16 protein-coding genes, 1 tRNA gene and 1 pseudogene are annotated in these 22,700 nt (G+C 44.3%); 14 read left to right on the top strand and 4 right to left on the bottom strand.

Features of this window, described 5'->3' with window-relative positions; all coding sequences use genetic code 11:
* Nucleotides 1-14 precede the first annotated feature (14 nt).
* The 5 genes from hpaE to J4N45_RS24465 all read left to right on the top strand — a co-directional run bounded on the left by hpaE (nt 15) and on the right by J4N45_RS24465 (nt 5,405).
* Nucleotides 15-1,538 carry a 5-carboxymethyl-2-hydroxymuconate semialdehyde dehydrogenase gene (hpaE, locus tag J4N45_RS24485; RefSeq protein WP_252015099.1) on the top strand — a complete coding sequence of 508 codons (1,524 nt, stop codon included), beginning with the start codon at nt 15-17 and terminating at the stop codon, nt 1,536-1,538.
* 81 nt (nt 1,539-1,619) lie between these two features.
* Complete coding sequence (locus J4N45_RS24480; protein WP_042470160.1) at nt 1,620-2,015, top strand: 5-carboxymethyl-2-hydroxymuconate Delta-isomerase; 396 nt, start codon at nt 1,620-1,622, stop codon at nt 2,013-2,015.
* Nucleotides 2,016-2,034: 19 nt separating this feature from the next.
* Nucleotides 2,035-3,003 (top strand): AEC family transporter, encoded by a 969-nt coding sequence (locus J4N45_RS24475; protein WP_252015097.1) that lies wholly within the window; start codon nt 2,035-2,037, stop codon nt 3,001-3,003.
* Nucleotides 3,004-3,083: 80 nt separating this feature from the next.
* A complete protein-coding gene (gene hpaD / locus J4N45_RS24470) occupies nt 3,084-3,941 on the top strand; it encodes a 3,4-dihydroxyphenylacetate 2,3-dioxygenase (RefSeq protein ID WP_252015095.1) in 858 nt (285 codons plus the stop codon).
* A 9-nt stretch (nt 3,942-3,950) separates the two neighbouring features.
* The gene (locus J4N45_RS24465) at nt 3,951-5,405 is read left to right on the top strand and encodes an NAD-dependent succinate-semialdehyde dehydrogenase (protein WP_252015093.1); all 1,455 of its coding nucleotides are present in this window, start codon (nt 3,951-3,953) and stop codon (nt 5,403-5,405) included.
* Between the two features lie 47 nt (nt 5,406-5,452).
* Here the strand turns inward: J4N45_RS24465 and hpaA are convergent, their stop codons facing one another.
* Nucleotides 5,453-6,328 (bottom strand): 4-hydroxyphenylacetate catabolism regulatory protein HpaA, encoded by an 876-nt coding sequence (gene hpaA, locus J4N45_RS24460; RefSeq protein WP_252015091.1) that lies wholly within the window; start codon nt 6,326-6,328, stop codon nt 5,453-5,455.
* Between the two features lie 191 nt (nt 6,329-6,519).
* On the opposite strand from hpaA, the gene J4N45_RS24455 reads away from it, so the two are divergent.
* From J4N45_RS24455 to J4N45_RS24445, 3 genes are all read left to right on the top strand, one after another.
* Entirely contained in the window at nt 6,520-7,692 is a 1,173-nt protein-coding gene (locus J4N45_RS24455) for a p-hydroxyphenylacetate 3-hydroxylase oxygenase component (RefSeq protein WP_353505888.1), read from the top strand.
* Nucleotides 7,693-7,873: 181 nt separating this feature from the next.
* Nucleotides 7,874-8,479 (top strand): porin family protein, encoded by a 606-nt coding sequence (locus tag J4N45_RS24450; protein WP_252015087.1) that lies wholly within the window; start codon nt 7,874-7,876, stop codon nt 8,477-8,479.
* A 228-nt stretch (nt 8,480-8,707) separates the two neighbouring features.
* Nucleotides 8,708-8,782 (top strand) — tRNA-Gly (locus J4N45_RS24445).
* 206 nt (nt 8,783-8,988) lie between these two features.
* Here the strand turns inward: J4N45_RS24445 and J4N45_RS27310 are convergent.
* The gene (locus J4N45_RS27310) at nt 8,989-9,066 is read right to left on the bottom strand and encodes a helix-turn-helix domain-containing protein (RefSeq protein ID WP_353505898.1); all 78 of its coding nucleotides are present in this window, start codon (nt 9,064-9,066) and stop codon (nt 8,989-8,991) included.
* Here J4N45_RS27310 and J4N45_RS27365 point away from each other — a divergent pair.
* The 3 genes and pseudogenes from J4N45_RS27365 to J4N45_RS27305 form a co-directional block, all read left to right on the top strand.
* Nucleotides 9,062-9,181: pseudogene (locus tag J4N45_RS27365) on the top strand (Arm DNA-binding domain-containing protein); the annotation flags it as partial. The gene J4N45_RS27310 and the pseudogene J4N45_RS27365 overlap by 5 nt on opposite strands.
* A gap of 18 nt (nt 9,182-9,199) precedes the next feature.
* On the top strand, nt 9,200-10,177 hold the full coding sequence (locus J4N45_RS24440; RefSeq protein ID WP_252015085.1) for a site-specific integrase: 978 nt from the start codon (nt 9,200-9,202) through the stop codon (nt 10,175-10,177).
* A 1,320-nt stretch (nt 10,178-11,497) separates the two neighbouring features.
* On the top strand, nt 11,498-11,695 hold the full coding sequence (locus tag J4N45_RS27305; protein ID WP_353505887.1) for an IS66 family transposase: 198 nt from the start codon (nt 11,498-11,500) through the stop codon (nt 11,693-11,695).
* Between the two features lie 45 nt (nt 11,696-11,740).
* On the opposite strand, the gene J4N45_RS24435 is transcribed toward J4N45_RS27305, so the two are convergent.
* Nucleotides 11,741-14,635, bottom strand: a complete 2,895-nt coding sequence (locus J4N45_RS24435) for a beta-galactosidase (protein WP_252015083.1) — start codon at nt 14,633-14,635, stop codon at nt 11,741-11,743.
* A gap of 358 nt (nt 14,636-14,993) precedes the next feature.
* On the opposite strand from J4N45_RS24435, the gene J4N45_RS24430 reads away from it, so the two are divergent.
* The 3 genes from J4N45_RS24430 to J4N45_RS24420 all read left to right on the top strand — a co-directional run bounded on the left by J4N45_RS24430 (nt 14,994) and on the right by J4N45_RS24420 (nt 21,259).
* Nucleotides 14,994-17,255, top strand: a complete 2,262-nt coding sequence (locus J4N45_RS24430; protein WP_252015081.1) for a beta-galactosidase — start codon at nt 14,994-14,996, stop codon at nt 17,253-17,255.
* A 63-nt stretch (nt 17,256-17,318) separates the two neighbouring features.
* The gene (locus J4N45_RS24425; protein WP_252015079.1) at nt 17,319-17,807 is read left to right on the top strand and encodes a hypothetical protein; all 489 of its coding nucleotides are present in this window, start codon (nt 17,319-17,321) and stop codon (nt 17,805-17,807) included.
* Between the two features lie 347 nt (nt 17,808-18,154).
* The gene (locus tag J4N45_RS24420; protein WP_252015077.1) at nt 18,155-21,259 is read left to right on the top strand and encodes an FG-GAP-like repeat-containing protein; all 3,105 of its coding nucleotides are present in this window, start codon (nt 18,155-18,157) and stop codon (nt 21,257-21,259) included.
* A gap of 160 nt (nt 21,260-21,419) precedes the next feature.
* Here the strand turns inward: J4N45_RS24420 and J4N45_RS24415 are convergent, their stop codons facing one another.
* Nucleotides 21,420-22,664, bottom strand: coding sequence for a LamG domain-containing protein (locus tag J4N45_RS24415; RefSeq protein WP_252015076.1), 1,245 nt, complete (start codon nt 22,662-22,664; stop codon nt 21,420-21,422).
* Between the last annotated feature and the right edge of the window lie 36 nt (nt 22,665-22,700).

Raw genomic sequence — 22,700 nt, 5'->3', positions numbered from 1 at the left:
AAGGAACAAAGATTATGGCTCAACAACTAGATAGCAACCTCACCAAAGCCGAGCAGTACCTAGCAAAATATCGCAACCAAACACTCGGTCATTATATTGCTGGCGAGTGGAGCTTAGGCTCGGAGGGTGAAACATTCGAAAATCTATCGCCAACAAACAACGAAAGCCTTGGTAAAGTCGTCAAAGGCAGCGCTGAAGATGTGAACCAAGCGTGCCTTGCGGCTCAGTCAGCCTTTACTGAATGGGCGGAGATGTCTGGCGGTGAACGTAAAAAGATCCTGCATCGTCTAGCAGACAAAATCGAAGAGCGAGCTGAAGAAATCGCTTTGGTTGAATCCATGGACTGCGGTCAGCCACTGCGTTTTATGAAGCAGGCTGCTATTCGAGGCGCAGCGAACTTCCGATTTTTTGCGGATAAGTCACCGGAAGCGAAAAACGGATTGTCTCTACACCAAGAAAATCACACAAACTATACGGTTCGTACACCGATTGGTCCTGTCGGCGTCATCACTCCTTGGAACACGCCTTTCATGTTATCAACGTGGAAGATAGCACCTGCTTTGGCGGCGGGTTGTACTGTGGTTCACAAACCGGCGGAATTCAGCCCATTAACGGCAGCAATATTGGCTGAGTGCGCGGAAGCGGCAGGTTTACCAGCAGGAGTGTGGAACATGGTGAACGGTTTTGGTGAAGTTGCAGGTAAAACATTGACCGAACACAAAGCTATCAAAGCAGTGGCGTTTGTTGGGGAAACAGTAACGGGCTCGATGATCCAAGCTCAAGGCGCACCAACACTTAAGCGTGTTCACTTTGAACTAGGCGGAAAGAACCCCGTTATCGTGTTTGATGATGCTGATTTCGAACGCGCACTCGATGCTGTTGTTTTCATGATTTATAGCTTGAACGGTCAGCGCTGCACTAGCTCAAGCCGCCTTCTTATCCAAAGTGGTATCAAGCCCAAGTTCATTGAAGCATTGAAAGCACGCGTCGAGAATATACAAGTGGGCCATCCATTAGATCCTGCGACAGAAGTAGGCCCTCTGGTTCATCAATCTCACTACAACAAAGTTCTGAGTTATATGGATGCTGCAACCGAAGACGGCGCGACCATTGCTGTAGGTGGCAAAGCGATTGATAGCTTTGGAAATGGTAACTACCTGATGCCTACGCTGTTTACAGACGCCGATAACACTATGCGTATCGCCAAAGAAGAGATCTTTGGACCAGTACTAACGTGTATTGAGTTTGACAGCGAAGAGCAAGCACTCGAGATTGCAAACGACACTGACTACGGGCTGTCAGGGTATATCTGGACCTCAAACACAGGTCGAGCTATGCGCATGGCAAGCAAAGTAGAAGCAGGAATGATCTGGGTGAACTCAGAAAATAATCGAAACCTACCATCACCATTTGGCGGTGTAAAAATGTCGGGCATTGGTCGTGATGGTGGAGACTGGAGCTTCGATTTCTATATGGAAACGAAGAACATTTGTATTGCGCATGACACTCACAACGTCCCTACGCTAGGAAAACAATAGGTAGTAGTTGAAACAATAATAACAACCTTTGCGCAGGCTCGCTTCGCCCTGCTTAGCGAGCCTTTTTTAAGGAGTGACCCAATGCCACATTTTATTATGGAATTTTCACCAAATATTGAGTCGGATATCGATATTCCCGAGCTGATGAAAGTGATTCACCGAGAAGCCATCGAAACAGGCGTATTTCCAAAAGGTGGAATTCGAACCCGAGCCGTTAAGAGTGACTATTACCTCATCGCCGACGAAGACCCAAACAATCGCTTTATACATCTCACGGCAAAAGTGGGAGTAGGGCGTGACCTTGAGGTTCGCCGACAAGCGGCAGAGCGTATCTTTAACGTGTTTTGTGACTATTTACAGCCAACGTTTGATAGCCAATATCTCAGCATTGGTTTTGAGATGATCGAGCTGCATCCAGAGCTGAATTACAAGAAGAACAATATTCATCAGAAGCTAGCGGCGAACAATAACGCTTGAAAGAGAAAGGGAGAGCAACATGCTGTCACTAGGGCATTTGAATCATGTGGTGATGACTATTCTTCCTGTTTTTCTCGTTATTGGCCTGGGCTACCTTGCTTCTAAACAAAAAACTATTCCAGAAAATGGTCACAAAGCGCTTGCGGCGTTCGTGTTTAACTTCGGATTGCCAGCGGCCATTTTCAGTGCGCTAAGTACCAGACCGCTCTTGGAAATTTGGAATGCAGACTATTTACTGGTTTACACCATCGGCTCTCTGCTTGCTTTCACGTTGGTCGCTGTGGTGAGTGTGTTAGTTCTACAAAAGAACCTGACAGAAAGCGTGGTGCTAGGACTCGGAGGGAGTTTTTCAAACAGTCTACTTATTGGTTTTCCGATTATCTTCTTTCTGTTTGGAACACAAGCATTAGTGCCGTTTTCACTCACGCTCGTGGTGGAAAACTTAATCATGCTACCGCTACTCCTTACGCTCGCAGACCTGACAAACGGCGATGGCAATAGTCAGTTAACCGAGAAAATGAAGGCAACATTTCTTAGCCTGACTAAGAACCCGGTCGTGATGGCGATAGTGCTAGGCATGTCTGTATCAGCGCTTGGGATAAAAACGCCCGAAACCGCAACCCATATCGTTGACATGTTAGCAAATACAGTCACCGGTGTGGCCTTGTTTACCATAGGTGGCGGTCTGGTTGGCGTCAGTGTTCGCGGACGCAAGAAGGAAATCGGCACGGTGATGCTGGGCAAGCTGCTTATACACCCTTTGCTGTTGCTAATAATGATTCTGCTTTGGTTTGACCTTGAGCCGACTATGGCTGCCGTTGCCGTAATTTTGGCAAGCATGCCTATGTTTGGTGTCTACGCCGTGATTGGACAGAAATACAACATGGGAGCCATCTGCTCAGCAGTGCTGCTTCCAACCACCATTTTTGCAATGGTGACCGTGAGCCTAGTGACGGCATCGGTCATCATGATCTTTAGCCTCTATTAAGGGCTTAATCGATAACTTGAAACCGTACAACGAGCTTCTTTGCACAATGACAGGAAGCCATATTCAAAAGGAATAGAACGATGGGAAAACTCTGCGTTGCCGCCAAAATTACTCATGTACCAACCATGTTAATGTCCGAAGAACCTGGCCGTCTTCATGGTTGTCGAAAGCCAGCGATTGATGGCCACAAGCAGATCGCTCAGATGGCCAAAGATCTCGATGTCGATACAGTTGTTGTCTTAGATACGCACTGGCTGGTCAATGCCGGCTATCACATCAATGCGCGAGACAAGTTCTCTGGCACCTATACCAGTAACGAATTTCCCCATTTTATTCAAAACCTAGGTTACCAATACTACGGAAACCCAGAGCTTGGCGATAAAATTGCTGAGTTGGCGACCGAAAAAGGTGTGTATACCTTGTCGCATCAAGTGGAATCTCTAGACCTAGAGTATGGCACGCTGGTTCCTATGCGTTATATGAACGAAGACTGTCAGTTTAAGGTCGTATCAATTGCCGCTTGGTGTACGGTTCACGATATCCAATCGTCGAGAAGACTTGGTGAAGCAATTCGTGAAGCGATTGAAGCCAGTAATAGTCGTGTGATGTTGCTCGCTTCAGGGTCGTTATCGCATCGAATTTGGAATAATGAGGACTACGAAGCTAACAATGGCACCTTCACCATCTCAAAAGAGTTCAACCGACAAGTCGATTTAAGAGTCCTTGAACTGTGGGCACAGCGCGATTACTCGACCTTCCTTAAAATGCTGCCAGATTACGCCAACCTCTGCTCTGGGGAAGGTGGCATGCACGATACAGCCATGTTGTTTGGTGCACTCGGTTGGGATAAATATGAAGGCGAAAGTACCGTAGTCACGGAGTACTTCCCAAGTTCGGGTACCGGACAAGTGAACGTTCTGTTCGAAGTAACAGATTAAGGGGGCGTTATGCAGTTAACTAACCCAGGGCTATTGATAACCGATCACTGCTTTATTGGTGGAGAGTGGTTTGCGTCGTCCACTCAAAAGTACACAAGTGTCGTGAACCCATCGAATCAACAGCCGATCGGTGGTGTACCGAATCTTGGCACGGTCGAAGCTGAACTATCCGTCGAAGTTGCCCAAGCAGCGTTTCAAGGGTGGAAGCAAACGACGGCAGAGCATAAGTCTTTGGTATTGAGGAAATGGTACGACCTAATCGTTGAAAATACGGATGACTTAGCTAGTATCTTGACGACAGAGCAGGGGAAGCCATTTACTGAAGCGAAAGGGGAAATTGCCTACGCCGCAAGCTTTGTTCTTTGGTACAGCGAAGAAGCGAAGCGCGCTTATGGAGAAATCATCCCTAGCCACAAAGCGGATGGCAAGATCGTTGTCACGAAAGAGCCGATAGGCGTGGTTGCAGCTATTACACCGTGGAACTTCCCTGCAGCAATGATTACGCGCAAATGTGCTCCCGCTTTTGCAGCAGGCTGTTCCGTCGTACTAAAGCCAGCTCCTGAAACACCATTCACTGCGTTAGCGCTAGCGAAATTGGCTCAACAGGCGGGGATCCCTGATGGTTTGTTCAATGTAATTACCGGTGATGCAATCGAGATTGGTAGCGTGCTGACATCGAGCAAGAAGGTTCGTAAAGTGTCGTTTACGGGTTCCACTAACGTGGGTCGAATTCTCATGAATCAATCAGCGTCTTCCATCAAAAAGATGGCACTTGAGCTTGGTGGAAATGCGCCATTTATTGTTTTTGAAGATGCAGACATTGATGCGGCTGTCGAGGGTGCCATGATTGCTAAGTTTAGAAACGCCGGACAGACCTGCGTGTGCGCTAATCGACTGTACGTTCATGACGCGGTTTACGAGGAGTTTGCAAGTAAACTGACTCAAAGAGTGCTAGCACTAAAGGTCGGTGATGGCTTTGAAGAAGGCGTTACCATTGGTCCGCTAATCAATGAACAAGCAGTAGCAAAAGTGCAAGCTCACGTCAGTGATGCCGTTGAAAAAGGGGCTGTGGTTCAGTGTGGCGAGTTTGATTCCACGAATAAACAGTTTGTTCACCCGTTTGTTGTCACTGAGGTCACCGATGAGATGTTGATTGCCGAAGAAGAAACGTTTGGTCCATTGGCTCCATTATTTAGGTTCTCTAGTGAGTCAGAGGTTATCGAGCGAGCCAATGACACTGAATCAGGCCTTGCTAGTTATTTCTATACCAAATCACTAGGTAAGGCGTGGCGAGTCGGGGATGCACTAGAAGTTGGGATGGTAGGCATCAATGAAGGCTTGATATCGACAGCCGCTGCTCCTTTTGGTGGCGTTAAAGAGTCAGGCCTCGGCCGTGAAGGTTCACGACACGGGATGGATGAGTTTATGGAAATGAAGTACTTATTTATGGGTGGTTTAGACTAGCCCAAATTACTCAACCATCTGAATTAAAGTCCAATATAAGGGAGTCGCTATCGCTGCTCCCTTTCTCTAAACCCAGACGCGGTTTCCCCAGAGTTTTTCTTAAAGAACCTCGCAAAATACGCCGGATCTTGATAGCCCAGCTCATACGCCACTTCTTGTACCGACATCGCGGTAAGCAGCAGCAAGCGTCTTGCTTCTTGCATGACACGGTCTGCTACTAGGCGTTTAGACGCAAGCCCACTCACTCGGCGACAAATGTCATTGAGCCGCGCTGTGGTTAAACCTAATTGATCCGCGTACTGAGGTAAGGTCCAATGAGACTTATAATTTTGCTCGATGAGCTGACTAAACTGATTGAAAACATGGACATCATTGCTGCGGTAGGTGGTGTTGGTTGGCTGGGCATTAGCAAGCCGCAGTACATCGATAAGGATCAGTTGCAATATGGCCTGGCATGCTGAGTCACTCATGAAATCCTCGCCGCTTTGCTCATCAATTAACTGCTCAAAACGTTGAATAAGTCGGTGGTCTTCCGCGATCTCAGTACAAAATGGCTGCATCGCCGTTGAAGCTACATCATTACGCCCAATCTCGATGTCTAACAGCCTCCAAACTAGTGTTTGGCTTGCCGTAATCACAAAGCCGCTGGCGTGATCGTCGGTGACGAATGAGTGCGGTACTGTCGGAGGAGTGAAAAATAGGGTGACGCCGTGTTTGGAGTAGTGGGACTCATCCAACAATACGTGGGTATTCCCCTCCAAAATGCAGTGAATCTGGTAGTAGCGATCATGGTAGTGTGTTGGCATGTTCCGACCAAAAAACAGCGCCAAACTGTCTAGCTTTTCGACGTGAAATTCACTCTCCTCGTAACGAGAGTCATAGACTTTACCAATGTTCAAATTCGGGATAGTTAGTGCTTCCATGTATCCAACTCACCTTATTCTTCGAAAACAGCTAGTAGCTTTTTGATAATAGTTAATATATTAGGTAAATCTACGAAAAGTACAAGTTAACGCTGCTAACATCCATTTAACATTGCCGGTTTTGTGAACATACTACCTAGTAATTGCCCACCCAACACAATTACTACAGGGCTAACGTTCAAAAGGAATCGATGATGAAAAGACCTAATCCTCTACTCGAAAAACTTCAAACTGTTCTTCCAACTATTGCTAGCAATGCCATGCAAGCTGAACAGGACCGTACACCACCGGAAGAAAACATTCGCTTGTTACGAGAAATTGGCTTCTTTAGAGCGTTTCAGCCTAAAGCATACGGTGGCTTAGAGATCTCTCTTCCTGAATTTGCAGATTGTGTTGCTGCGCTTGCTGGCGCTTGTGGCGGCACGGCTTGGGGGGCGAGCTTACTAGCAACACATAGTCATCAAATGGCGATGTTCTCTAAACAGGCACAAGAAGAGTTTTGGGGATCCGACCCAGAAGCAACAGCAAGCAGCAGTATCGCGCCATTCGGTAAGACAGAAGAAACTGAAGGTGGTGTTATCTTTAATGGCGACATGCGTTGGAGTAGTGGCTGCGATCACGCTGACTGGGCAATCTTAGGATTCAATCGTTTCGATGAAGACGGCAACAAGGTTTACTGTTTTGGTGTCGTACCTCGCCATCAATACAAGATTGTCGATGATTGGTATGCGGCAGGAATGAAGTCCAGTGGTACTAAAACACTAGAACTTCGCGACGTATTTATCCCTGAACACCGCATTGAGACTGCGAAAGGCATGATGGAAGGGTACTCTGCCGGTTTTGACTTGTATCCAGAAAGCGATATTTTCTATACCCCTTACCGTCCATATTTTGCTTGTGGCTTCGCGGCAATCAGTTTGGGTATCGCAGAGCGAATGTTGGAAGTCTATAAAGAGAAACAGAAGAACCGAGTCCGTGCGTATACAGGTGCGAATGTTGGAGTGGCAACACCTGCATTGATGCGTTTGGCTGAATCGACGCACCAGGTCGCTGCAGCTCGAGCACTACTAGAAAAGACTTGGGATGACCATAAAGAACATGGTGAGCGTAAGGAATACCCATCTGCCGAGACACTGTCATTCTGGCGAACGAATCAGGCTTACGCGGTCAAGATCTGTATCGAGAGCGTTGACCGTCTGTTCGAGGCTTCTGGTGGTATGGCATGGTTTAGCGACAATGAAGCACAACGTTTGTTCCGTGACTCTCATATGACTGGCGCACACGCCTACACGGACTACGATGTCTGTGCACAGATCTTAGGTCGCTCGCTGATGGGCCTCGAACCAGACCCAACCATGGTATAAGTCGTTTTCCGTTTTTCTCAACAAAGGTCACTTTATGTGGCCTTTGTGCGTTTATCTGGCAATAAGATATTCTGTCGCTAAATCCGCCCGTTTGTCGCAAAGCAGCTATACACAGTTCTCCACTGGTTAATCTCTATATCGAAAGGTCACGAACCTAATAACGATAACTAAGGAGTTCAGTATGAGCCAGTCAATCTATTCTTCAATCTCTTCTATCACTGCCACCGCGATAGCAATTCCTTTACTTATGGTATCGGCGAGTTCGTTTTCTGCGGATAAAACAGGAGCCTTTGTTGGCGGTAGCATAGGACAGTTACAGAACAACGCGAATGACCACGAACTGGGATTTGAGCGATTCAGAGCTAAAAGCCCAACTATTGGGGTCTATGCGGGTTATCACTTTACAGACTGGTTCGGCTTAGAAGGGCAGGTTTCAGCAGCAGACACCTCATTGGAGGGCAGTAATTCAGTGATTGGTGTTCTGTCAGTGTCTCCAAAATTCTCTTACTACTTTAACGACAACATTGCTGTTTACACCAAAATAGGGGTATCCGGTGTGGGAATGACATGGGATAGTGAAGTTGCTCATCAAAACGCAGATAGCAATGACTACTTATATGGCGTTGGCGTTCATGCCGGTGTGGGTTTGAACATCGCAATGGAGAGCGGCATCAACATGCGGGTTGACTATACCTATTTAACACCAAACATGCGTGAACCGGAGGGGTATAATTTAGGTGACATAAATCTGAGCACTTTGATGCTAGGTGTTCACTATCAGTTCTGAGCCATATCGCTGAAAACATGATAGACGTATGAAAAGCCGTCGTGGGAGTATCCAAAATGCACAGGAAGAAAAAAGTGAGAGTTAAGTCTCACTTTTCCTTTTTACATCAGTGTGATAGTGCAATTAAGAAGCAAATCGAAGCAAAGATGCGCAGTTAACCCAAAATGAGCAAAAAGAGGCTTTTCTTTTCTATCAGATGTGGCATATTAACTCTCGTCCCACGATGATGCGTGCATCGTATAATGGCTATTACCTCAGCCTTCCAAGCTGATGATGCGGGTTCGATTCCCGCTGCACGCTCCAATTCTTATCTGTTGTAAAGTCAATCTAAATTTTTAGAAATAAACGCTTTATTGCGTGTTTTCTCATGTCTGAAATCTAAGTGCAAGACGTTGTCTTTTATGTCGGTGGCCAAATGGTGGCCAATTTGGTGTCCACCATTTGTTTAGGGTATTAGGTGACGTTAAATGTTCTCCGGCGTAAAAGTCGTCAGCCCATCATTACCTCTTCTAATTGTTGTTTTGAGGTATCCGTTCGAATAACTCTGCAACAGTGATATCAAAGTAGTCACATAGCGTATCAATCACTTCTAACTCTACACAACTGCCTGATAATAAGGCCAATCGAAATCGATTGGAGCGCCTACTCAAAAGGATAGAAGCGGAAATTGTACTCGATACTTTTGACTATTCTGCTTACTTTCCAAAAAGCTCGATGGCTATGCGTTTTACGGAGGTAAAACGAAGAGAGGAAACAGCAAAAAGTTACTTTGAGGCGCCAGAGTCACCAAAGTTTCAGGAGTTCGCTGAAATATGGCTTGCTGAGATGAAGGTAGAGTGGAGCCACAGCCACCTAGTGGATGTAGAGGGAGTATTGAACAAATATCTACTACCGACATTTGGTAACAAAAGGATCAGCACGATTAACAAGGCTCATATCTTGCAATTTCGCTCCATCCTCGCCAAAGCACCGGGACGAAATACACAGTTTTTAAGTCCATCGCGGATAAATCACATCATGACCTCGCTTAGAATGATTCTTAATGAAGCGGCAGACCGTTTTGACTTTACACCTGCCTGGAAGAACATCAAAGCCTTAAAAGTAAGTCGCACTGAGGTTGACCCTTTCTCATTAGAAGAGGTGGAGCTGTTCCTCAAACATGTTGATGATGAGTATCGCGCTTATTACGTTACTCGCTTTTTTACTGGAATGAGAACTGGTGAAGTCGATGGATTGATGTGGGAAAGTGTAGATTTGAAGAACAAAACTATCACAGTCAACCAAAGTATTGTGCGTGGTAGGTTGAAAGGGCTTAAAACCGATAGTTCATATCGTGTGATACAGCTTACAGATAGGGTGGTTGAAGTACTTGAAAAACATTGCATTAGCGCTGATAAAGAACAGAAGTATGTGTTTATTAATGCCCAAAATCGTCACCTAAACTATGCAGTGGTAGCTCGTTCTGTATGGTATCCAACTCTAAAAAGGGCTGGCTTAAAGCGACGTAACCCTTATCAAACACGCCATACGTTCGCGACGCTACTTTTAGCAGCTGGAGAATCTCCAGAATGGATAGCGAATCAAATGGGCCATACAACGACAACCATGCTTTTCCGTGTGTATTCTCGTTATGTTCCAAACCTGACTCGCCGAGATGGCAGTGCATTTACCGCATTCTTAAATTCAGGAGGTAAATGATGCGCTTTTCGCCATTAGCTGTACATTGCACTAGTCTTTGTTTTGATGTCATTCAAAGTCATTACTTTGACGAGATGACTGTTGAAGACATTAAACGATCTAAACAAGAGATATATATCTTACTTAAAGGCAGAACCTATATGTTACCGCATCAATATTGGCGGGAAGATGTGTTTTTGGACATGGTAGCGAATAGCATTGTGGAAGTTTTGTATCAGTGTCGTTATCACCGTTCAAAACGAAATGTGGATTGGGCTTTGGGCTTTGTGGAGCGACAGATTAGCTTGGCCATAGACAAGACAACACATTAACTTCGTCTGCCGCCGTGTGAGTGAGTCTCAGTAACCAGAAAAGAGTCGCATTTACACGTCGACTAATACTTAGTGTGACTCAACAGATATGAGTATCTGATTTAGTTTACTGGATAGCTACACAGGTGACAGAAGTATACCAGCTCACTTTATCGGGAAATATCGAACGCATTCTGGCTTTGTGAAAAAGAGAAGCTCTAGTTCTCACAGATTGGTAGGACGTATTGTCTAGAACAATTATACGAAAACTGTTTTTAGACGTACAATCTAAGTGACGTAATCGGAGCTAAGTTATGAAGAATTTTGTTGAGTGGACAGAAAAAAATCTAGTTATCATCGCCTATGTGGGTGTAATTTTGCTTGTTCCTTTTACAGTGTGGCTGAACCTTTAGGCGGCTTTGTTGCAGAGTTCAGTTTAATAACAAATTTTACCTAAATCATAAGCGACTTAAACAATACCCAAGTAGTGGCAATTCTCTATCAGTCACTTTCTTAATTGTTTTTAACATGGCTTCCGAACATGAATGGTGTTTCGAATGAGAGAATGATCGCGGGTACTCCACCGATACGGTAACTAGAGGTAAGTGCGCTTGTATACTCGAGAGTTGTCTAGCGAAGTACTCGGCCTTCAAGACGGGTGATTACAGTAGTGTGTCAAAACAATACTGTCTGATATATGTCTCTACACCTAAGGGGCTGACTTTGCCAAGGTCATTGTTGAAGGTAAAAAACGTAGTCTTGCTCAACTATCGGAATAGTCACGCAAGTGCTTGCACTTGTTCTTCATGGGCGATAGTCAATGTCAACTTCAAAGTGATGGCTATGCGGCTAACGATAGGCTAGATAAGTTCACCAACGTGGTTTTCCTCTCTGCTGGCCGCAAGTTTATGGATGGCAAAACGCTTATGAGTTAGGCAAGATAGGTAAAGCTGAGGAGCTCCTGATACCAGGGTAGAATCTAGCAAAGCCGGTATTAGATGATATCTATCACTGATCTACTACGCAGAAAGTGGTAGAGTCAAGTGCATTAGGTCAGGCAAGCAAATACACCCAAGGGCACTGGACGAAGTTGGTTCGTTTTATCGATAACGGGCTTCTATCTATCGATAAGAATCGTACTAATAGTGCAATTAAGTCACTGGCATTTGTGAGAAGTAATTCTTATGACCTTTTTCAATTTTTCGACAACCCCCTTTCTTCTCTGTGAGGCTAAATGAGCTTCGAGTAGCCCCCGGAGAGGGGGCCCTCAAGTTTACTTCAGGTCGCCGTAGCGGCGGTCGTAGAGAGATGAATGGAATTGCTTTGCAGCGTTGACGAGTTCTTTATACGGAGTATCAGTTACCGTCACAAAACCATTATTGTAGTTTTCGCCATCCCAAGCTCGTCCCGTTACAGGCGAATCTAAGTATTGGAACCAATGTGCTCCGACAAAATATGGATTGTCGACGATGCTCTGCATGTAATGCTTAAACATATCACCACGCCATTTTTGTGATTCGCCACTGATTGGGCCTGGATGGAACATACCACTATCCATCGCGCCAAAGGCAAACTCACCGATAAAGCTAGGCTTATCGAGTTCTTCTAATCGGCTCCAATCTCCTTTAGATTGAAGGTCATACGCGTATAGGTTGTAAGACATGACATCTACATAAGGTGCTGCCGCTTTTGCAGCTTCAGGTGTTACTCCCCAGTCTGCGAAACGCGAACCTAAATAAAGATGGTTAGGCAACTCTTTCTTCACTTCTTCGCTGACTACTTTGAAGAATTCGTTAGCGTGTAGTGTTAAAAACATCGAGAAGTCAGATTTGATCGCATCTGTATAGGTTCCGGAGAATTGGAAGCTCTTAGAGAGATCGTCCCATGAGGACAAGTTCTCATTCCACGCAGTGTTAAGTGCGCTGATGTCAGTGTATTGTTCTTTGAGTGCGGTAACGTACGCTTGTTTCGCAAAACTGTCTTTTGCATCCAGACGTAAGGCCCCAATTGCCAACGAATAGTGATTCGCATCAAGCTGCATGTTACCCCAGGTGAGCTCGTTGTCGACAAAGACTCCGATACACCAAGGTGACTCATTTACATCTTCGGCAACACCTTTAGCCATTGTTGTGACGGATGTTCTAAACGCCGGATCAAATGGGTCGTGCATTGCACCCCAGTAGTCATTTCCCGTTGCAATTTTTTGGTGGTCTCCAACGATCCATCCATGTGCAGTGTAAGGGACTTTTGTATTGCTATAGTATCCTGTATCCGACCAGTTCCCTAGTGATGTAAAGCCCCAATCCATCATTCGTGATAGAACGACTTCACGCCATGTTGATAGTGTGTCATCTAGATTATTGGTTTCAAATTTACGTTGTAAGTTTGCGGCGTAAAAAGAGAAGACTTCGCCATGATCGAGAGGGCCGTCGTGGATCATTTTACTGTATTGATATGATTGAGCGAGAGAGTCGGTATAGTCTGGTAACCAGCTAAACATGTTGCGTCTCAAACTGGAAAGTTCCGCTTTTTCTCCTTTCTGCTCAAGATATGGAACACCCGAAATCTCACTTGGACGGTAGTTTGCTGTATCGGGCTTCTCTATTTTAGTGAAACCAATACCTGTTGTGGTGAACGTGTCGTCCAATCTTATGTTATCAAGACCAGTCGCGAAATATAGGTAACCCTCAGGGTCAACAAGAGCCCATTTCCCTTTCACTTTCTCCGTTCGGAAGAAGCCTGTAGCTTCGAGCTGCGGACCTTTTTTCCAGCCACCAAACGTCGATCTATCTGGCATCAAACTTACGTTCTTTAGGAGTTCGATGTCTTCTTTAGCTCTTTGTGCAAGCTGCTTGTCATCGGTAACTTTCTCGTTCCAATTCTCTTCTTTATACTGACCATATCGGTCAATTAGATTTTCAAAGCGTGTAGAATCTGCGGCTAGATTGGGAAGTAGGGATACCGACGCTATTTCAAGCGTTGCCTCATTTTGAGGATTCATTTGGTATAGCTGAATACTAACAATGTTACTCGTATCTAGCTCATCCTCACCCCAACCAAAGCCCATTTGCTGAGCCTGATAGGCTTTTCTCGGCGGAAGACCGCGCATGCCTGCATCGAAAGTCTGGTCTAGATTTTTTAGCGTGAAATAATAGGTCCCTTCATCATTAGGAGAGAGTTGAACATAGCCCGTACGACTGTGTTTAGAACCATTTGCCTTGCCCCCAAGATTAACATCAACATCATCGTCAACTCGGATATAAAGCTGTATCGGTGCCTCACCTGTGTATTTTAGATCAAAGCCCAACGTAATATCGTCATGCTGACTCCAATCCCACGGTTTATCGGCAGAAAACTTAACCGTCGGGTAACTCTCATCGGTACCATATTTCACTTCGAGTGCTTTATTACCGTTACGCTCAACAATATGAACTTCAGAACCGGTATGTCGCTCAATCATATCAAGGTTTGAGTTTTCGAATGATAGAACGGGCGCAATGACTTCTATTGGCGCGTCAATCATCTTAGTTTCGCGAACCTCTGATTGTACTAAATCACCAGTTCCTTCGAGGAAGTCAAAGCTGTGGATGAGTAGGGTCTGTTTTTCTACTGGGCCAACGGTGTAGAGCGTCATTTCATACAACTGACGCAGATTCAGCTTTTTACCACCTCGGTAACCCGGCATTTCCATAGCAGAACCATTGAAATAAAATTCAATGGTTCGCTTCTCATTGGGTTCAAGGTCTATAGGTAAATCGAGTTGATGTTCTGTAGCACCCATAATACCAATGGTGTCTGCAAGTTTAATTTCAAAGTGTAAAGGCGCATCGGTCGGGTTTTCTACTTCCATAGAAAAACCACCTTGAGTGTTCCAATCCCATTTATCATCGGGTGCGAATATTTTGAGCCCTGGCCACTTGGAATTGGCTTCACTCTCACTTACCGCGTCAAAATCGACAACCAATGTGTGATCTTTTTTATGAAAAGTCACATCGCTTGGTTGCATTTTCTCCATGATTTCATTGGATGTTAGATCAAGTTTTTCTGCTGTATTTAGAGTCGTTTCGCTTACTTTAGTTTCCTGAGCTTGCGTGTGCTGTGTGTAAGCCAGGCCACCAAATAGAGTACTCGCGATCAAAAGTGATAGGGCAGATCTTTGAAGATTCAAGAGAGGCTCCTTGTTCTCAATTAGTATTGGTTTGTTGACATTGAAGTAAAGTTCAACCAAAAAATATATAGGTAAACCTCTTTTGGGGTGGAAAGTGTGACTAGCGCGACTAAAAACCGATGTTTTTTGAGTAAATGTTTGAAGGTGACCAAATATCCACCAGAATTAGAAGTCGTTTCTAGAACGTTTCTTACATAAACAACAGTGGCGAAGAGGTTTTTAACGGTTATTCAGAAAGAAAATAGCTTTTGCGATACTGATCAAGGATTGGTTTGTTATGTTGAGTTAAATTGGTTGATAAATTTATTGAATGCAGCATTGAACCAATTTTGCTGCCAGCTTTGAGGTAACTATCCATATGTTAGTGTTAGCTAAGGACGCGATTACGTTTTCTGAACACGATAGGTCAATACCATTGTTTGACTTTTCAGAAGAGAGCATTCCAAACCAGTTTTCTTTTGAAAACATAGAGGCCACTCTCGTATCTAGTGGAAAAGGAATTACGGTCGGTGAACATGCACTAAAGGTTCATACTCACAGCAAAGATAACTTCCATACCGCGATTTTGTTAGAACCAAACGAAGGCGAAGTATGGGACTGGAGCCAGTTACCCGCATTCAGCTTTGCATTTGATGCAACCAATGTAGGCCATCGTTCGACACAGCTTTTTATTAATCTATTTGATCACAAAGGACAAATGCATAGCCGCTGTGTAAATATTCCCGGTCACTCAACGGATACTTATCTAGTTGAATTAAAGGGGGAGTTTCTTAAAGGAAAGACTAACTTTGATTCAGGTTTGCGATCAAATCCAGCATCGTTCGATACGCCATTTACTTATGCAACGTGGATGTGGGGGGTGATGAATGTTGACTTGACTAGCATCGCCAAAATTGAGTTGAGCATCCATGGTACGTTGATTGACCATGACATTGTTTTCGATCATTTCCGTTTGATGTTAAACCCAGAACCAAATCCAGCCTTTCTAGACGGTGTTATTGACCAGTATGGTCAAAATCGAGACGCATCATACTCAGAAAAAGTGACATCCGATGAGGACTTACTCGCTCGTACTGGCAAGGAGTTACAACAGCTGAAAGAAGGAGCGATGCCAGATCGAGGTAAATTTGGTGGATTCATAGAGGGTCAGCGATTTGAAGCCACGGGATTCTTTCGAACGGAAAAGATCGATGGGAAATGGTCCTTAGTTGACCCAGAAGGGTATCCTTACTTTGCCACAGGCATAGATATCATTCGCCTTGCTAATGCCTACACAATCACTGGCGTTGATTACGACCATAGTAAAGTTGAATCTCGAGAATCCGATGATGTCACGCCTGAAGATTCAAAAGAAAAAGTAACGGTTCCATTTGCGGCCAAAGAGAGCGCTTATGTTGCTAACCAAGCTCGCCGTGATATTTTCCAATGGTTGCCAAGTTATGATGAACCATTAGGTGAACACTACGCATACATGCGGGAACTGTTTGAAGGTCCGGTAGACCGTGGTGAAACGTTCAGTTTCTATGCGGCAAACTTGCAGCGTAAATATGGCGAAAATTATTTGCAAAAATGGCGTGAAGTTACCGTCGACAGAATGTTGAACTGGGGCTTTACTTCGTTAGGTAATTGGACAAACCCAGAGTTTTATAGCAATGAAAAAATCCCTTTCTTTGCTAATGGATGGATTATTGGTGACTTTAAGACGGTAAGTAGTGGTGACGATTTCTGGTCAGCACTGCCTGATCCATTTGACCCAGTATTTCGAGAACGAGCTAGGGCCACAGTAACGCAAGTTCGACAAGAGATAAAAGATACACCATGGTGTGTAGGTATTTTCATTGACAATGAGAAGAGCTGGGGACGAATGGGTACGATTGAGGGGCACCATGGGATCGCCATTCACACCTTAGGCCGTGATGTGACCGATTGCCCAACCAAAGCTGTATTCGTTGATACCTTGAAAGAAAAGTATGCCACCATTGATGCGTTGAATGCATGTTGGGGGACTGAGATTGGTTCTTGGGACGTATTGGCTTCAGGTGTTAAGTCACTTGAGCACAATGAAGCGCAACTAGAAGACTATGGAATGTTGCTTGAAGTGTTCGCCTCTGAGTACTTCCGTGTGGTTAACGAAGAGTTAAAAGCACAATTGCCAAATCATTTATATCTAGGTGTGCGATTTGCTGATTGGGGAATGACGCCAGACGTTGTTCGCGCAGCGGCCAAGCATTGTGACGTCATTAGCTACAACTATTACAAGGAAGGCTTACACCCAGAACCATGGTCATTCCTACCGGAAATTGATATGCCAAGTATCATTGGCGAATACCATGTTGGTTCGAGGGATGTTGGTTTCTACCATCCAGGCTTGGTATGTGCGGCGAACCAGCAAGAGCGCAGTGAGATGTATGAGAGCTACATGCATACCGTTATTGATAACCCATATTTTGTTGGGGCACATTGGTTTCAATATATTGATTCGCCAATCGCTGGTCGCTCGTTCGATGGAGAAAACTACAACGTAGGGTTTGTGTCTACTGCTGATGTGCCGTATGAGCCAATGGTTGAAGCTGCACAGAGACTGCATAGTCAAATGTATAAGCGCCGTTATCAAAAATAAACCATACATTTGGTCATAACGATAGGGCTGATAGATTTATCGGCCCTTTATTTGGGGAACACCATGTCATTGATTCGGAAAGCTCTTGTATTTTCATTGGTTAATATGATGCTGTCGCCATCGTTGTTAGCTTGTGCATTCCATGATCTCGATACAGACAACCTAACACAAGAATTGTCGTATACCGTGGGTTACTACATTAAGGCAGGGCGTACCCAAGGCAAGATAGAGCAGCCAAGCAACGACAGTATGGCCATGTACTTATTTTTGAATTCACTGAATACAAGCGCTGTGCAATCCACGACTTTCGACTTTCGCCAACCCATCGATGGCCATATGTCGACGATTGATGTCACGCAGAAAGCAAGGTTACTTGACTATGTTCCCGGGCGCGAGTTGCCAATGTTAATAACTGAAATGGACATATTATTGGGATTAGCGCAGGGACGGTTTTCTTGGAAGTGGGTGAAATCGGAAGGTTTGGCCACGATTAACGGCACAGCTGAGCAACGCTCTGCATTGGATCAAGTATTAAGTGATAAATATATTTAGTCCATCGCGTACATGATGGAAGGTGTTTATCGAAGCAAGTAGCGTAGCAACACTATTTATCGATATATATTTAAGTAAGGATATTATAAGGAACTGCATTGTTATGATTGAGTTCCTTTTTTTGATCCAGAAAGGAGAGTTGATTTTAGATTCATAATCTAGATGATGTGAAGTCGAATGGTTTTATGTCATGGATCCCTATCATTTAGTGGATTGCCTTTTATACGTCGCGACTTCTTTTTCGCAACTTTCACTATTGTTGAATATATATTTTTAGATTGATTTTTCTTATTTTTATAAGAAGAGTTGTTTGTATGTTTTGTCAGTATTTACATATAGGAAGAGTAATGAAGGAAAATAGAATAAGGCCCCGAACTTTACTGGCGCTCAGTTTGGCGTGTGTATTACCCACCGCGTCCCTTGCAAGTGATGATACTGTGCTTGTCGACCCGGCAACGCCAGCATTTTTTAAAGAGAATGTGGATCATACAATTAAACGCATAGTTCTGGACCTTGATAACATCGGTGAGTATGCAACAGTTAGTATCTTTTCTGGTGAAGAGCTAATTGTTGATAATATGAATGTGCCATCAAAAGGAAGACAAACAATATCAGCGTTGGTTAGGTTTTCCGAACTTGGCCCCGTCACATTAAAAGTGAAGTCATCAACATCATCATTAATCATTAATGGTTTAGAGTTAGAAACGGTGGATGACTTGATTGTCCCATATTATGAAGATATTTCAGTAAAAGCTGGGCTTGATAAAGTCAATTCTCTTAAATATGGCGGACCCACGGTTGCTGATATTAATAATGATGGTTTCTACGACTTTGTAGTTAATAACCACAATGAGGAGAGTAGTAAACTCTATTGGAACAATGGTGATGGCACTGTCACAAAGCATCATAAAGATCTATCACGTTGGCATATGCATGATCTACATGGCACGTCGTTTGCGGATTACGATAATGACGGTCAATTAGATATGATATTAGCGCAAGGCGGTGGTAACGGGCGAAATCCATCGAGAAATAACTTTTACCGTAATAATAATGGTGAGTTTGTACTTTATACAGGTGATGTCGGTATTGAGCGAGGGGCTCGCGGTCGAGGTTCTAAATGGGCGGACTTTAATGGTGACGGCAAGCTAGACTTCGTAATGATAAACGAGCGCGGCCTATATAAAGAAACACCGCAACATCATTTCTATGAAAATTTGGGTGATGGTAAGTTTAAACTACGCTCAGTAGAGGGTATCGAAAATGAAGCACCGGAAAGAGCTCTAATTACTGACTTAAATAATGATGGTATTGATGACATCATTCTTTATGGTCATCGCGATACAATGTCGGTATGGCAGGGAAATGGTGATTTTACATTTACAAATATTACTTCAAAGTTTCCAAAAGAACTGCGTGATGCAAAGCAGATTTCCGCCGTTGTAGATCTGGATATAAATAATAATGGAAAAACCGATTTGTACTTTGCTCGTGGCAAGGAGTTCGAGCATGGGCGAGGGGAAGCTCCTTCCGTAGACTTCGATCCAGAAACTAAGCAATTCTCTATTAAACCTCGGCCTTACTTTGGTAAAGAACAGTGGCAATTTACCGCTGATGGTCCTTTAAAACTCGATAACTATTACTTCCTTGGCCAAAATGGATTCAGAAACAAAGATTATCCAATATTTCTAGGCAAAGACAAAAATGCCACAGCAGTGCCTTCTGGTGGCGAATTTGAGTTTTCTGCCGAGGACGCGCAGGGTTGGCCTGATGATATTAGTAAGAGTGGTGTTTACTTCGGGCATGTGGGTAACGGTCAATGGAAGGCCGCACTGGTGCGCAAGGGAGACATATTCTGGGCGTATAAATTCAATCTCACAGGTGTTACTTCATATGAGTTAGATTTTATACCAGAGAACAGAAATCTGAGAGACTTCTTGCTCCGAAATGATGGTGATAAGTTTGTCGATGTTTCGGAAGAATGGCGAATTCCACGCGGGGGTAATGCACAGGGTGTTACTACGGGCGATTTCAACAACAATGGTAGACAAGATCTTTTGGTCTACCGGTGGGGGAATGTGAATCATCGTATTTCTGATTTGATGCTGCTTAATAATAATGGTCATTTCGAAACATTAACCATGCATGGTGCGTCGGATGTCGGTGGTCCAGGCTATGGAGACATGGGGCAAGCATTTGACTTCGATATGAATGGTCGTACCGATATACTTAGTGGTAGTGAGTTTGGTGAGTGGTATTTGTACAGCAATCAAACGAAGGATATTGGTAATTATGTATCCGTTAGAGTGGGTTATTCGCCAAAAGAAAATATTGATCCTATTTCAGCTAGAGTCACGGTGAAAACGTCAGATAAAGCATGGCATAAACGAGTGGGCTCGGCGGGCGAAATCTTCTCTCAAAGCTTATTAAATATTGTTCACTTTGGTGTGGGTGATGCGACAGAAATTGAATCAGTCGTCGTTACATGGCGCAATGGTGAGTCTGTAGAGTTTAATAATAAAGCAGTAAATCAACAGTTATATACTGAACAATTAGACCCGACCCTTTTATCGATTGAGTCTGACTATGAAGCAATTAGGAAAGGTACCGATGCTGCTCTCTCCTTGAAGTTTTTGCCATCTAATTCAAACCAAGCAGTGGTTTGGTCAAGTAGCAACAACAAGGTATTGACCGTCGATCAAGCCGGGTTGGTCTCTGCTGTCGGAGAGGTCGGACAATCAGCAGTGATTACGGCTACTAGTAAAGTGACGGACTTAAGTGCTGATCGTTCATTTGAACTGGTGGACTGGTATCCTAATCCTCTAAAATCATTAGAAATATCAATGCCGAAGCCGTCGTTAATCGTTGGTGATAGCAAGAAACTAGATATCGTAATGGACCCTGCGAGACCGGATGATGCGACACTGACTTGGTCGAGTAGTGACAGTCGGGTAGCCACGGTTACATCAGACGGCGTTGTTAATGCCATCAAAGAGGGTACTGTGGTCATTACGGCAAAATCTGAAGCTAATGAGGCTGTAGAAAGTCGCACAACATTCACAATCGAGCCGAATGTTGCAGGGTTTGTTCGCATCCTCGACAGCGATACTTTTGCGAACAAGCCGATAGTCATTGGTGACAAATTGACGGTCCACATTGATTATCATGCAGGGACCAACAATAAAGTGATCTCCGCAGATGAGGGTGGACTAAGGATCTGGCTTCGCCACTTTCAACGCAAGTGGCTCCCACAGCGTGATATCGTCTTAGTCGAAGAGGAAGCAGTGAACACAGAAGCGGGAGGCTTTAGTTTTTCTGTTCCTTTAGAGGGAGTCATTCCTACAGAAGAATTGCCAGAGGGGCACTTCTACTCATTACGCGCAACATTTACGGCAAGTGACGGTACGATGCACGACCATGAGATCTATCCACTGAACTTTGTTTCAGAGTAAAGGTAGTAAGCACGAGCTAATCAGCTTTATATAGAAAACTGCGTTAAACGAAAGGCCCAAACTGAATATCCAGTTTGGGCCTTTATTTATACTTACTTGATAGCTGGGTGCTTCTTTTCGATGGGCATCTCAAGAATACCCAAGAGGGTTGAAAGGAAAACTAGTTTGCAACAGGTTTAAATACGCGAATCCAATCGACCAGCATAGTTGTTCGACCGGACGTATCGGCTAACTCTTTATCGGTTGGATCGGATGTCCACCAGCTTTGTAGTTCATTGTTAATAATAATGTCCATCGGTTTGTCGAACCCGTTACCATCCTGATAGTTGTATGGGTCGATCACTGACGCGGGTGAACGTTCGCTTGCTTGCTTTAAGAGAGCAAAATCAAAGTCACCTTGCTCTTTTTTGTAGATATCTACCGCTTGGTAACCACTGCCATCGTCCGATAGCTTCTTATTTCCATTTACTTTTGGATAGCTATAAGTCCAAGTCCACTCACCGCGATTGAACATTTTAGTCGCAAACGCATTATTGTATACAACGCGAACTAACTCGCCATTGATATAGTATTCAAAATGAAAAGGGTTGACCCAGTTCACGCCAATCTGAATATATTGTCGCTCACCATTGTTCCATGTGTAGTCACCCCAACTAGCGTGTCCTTCACGGTCACCAAGCCACCAGCTGTTTGTGTCTCTAGGCTGGTAATCAGTAAATGGGTCTCGAATAAATGAATGATGGCTAAGGTGAATATATTGGGAAAAGTGACCGTTATTATTGTCTTTACCAGGATAAGCTTCAAGGATATCAATTTCTTGCGTATCATCAGGGCTCAGCAACCAGACAGCGGTTGCTAAAGAAATATCAGCAAGACTTACGCTCGCTTCAACAAAAACAGGGTATTCAACTTGGGTATTCGATGTAATACAGCCTGCATTTACGCCAGGCTTCCCCTGTTTCTCTGTGCTTGGATTACGTGATAGGTAAAATTCAAGGTTATTGTTCTGTACACCGACATGGTCGTGCTTCCAATATGTTGCTCCGGGACCATCCCAGCTATTATGATAAAAGTTATACCATTTCCCGTCTCCGAAGTCAGAGCGCTCAGAGGTACGATTGAACGTGTACTTAAAGTCATCTGAAACATGTGTTTGCGCTTGCCATTTTTGGCTATCTCCGGCTGATGCTGGTACATCAAGCGCTAAGTAGTCACCTTTTGTAGGGTCAAGTCCAATGGACTTGTAGCCGCCTTTAGAGACTGCTGTTAGATCCGTTTTGCTGTCTGGACCAGGTTTTGGAGCAACAACGCGCTCATAGCCAGTTAATTGAGGTTTGGTCGTTGTCGACGCGCACCCAATTAGAGCGAAAGCGAACGACGTAACTATTAAAGTGTTCTTATTCATTGAAATAACATCTCTATAAATAGGTCATAAATAAAA

The organism is Vibrio sp. SCSIO 43140, assembly GCF_023716585.1.
GTDB classification, from domain to species: domain Bacteria; phylum Pseudomonadota; class Gammaproteobacteria; order Enterobacterales; family Vibrionaceae; genus Vibrio; species Vibrio maritimus_B.
Note: the sequence above shows the minus strand (reverse complement) of the source record. Positions and strands in the feature narration are given on the sequence as shown.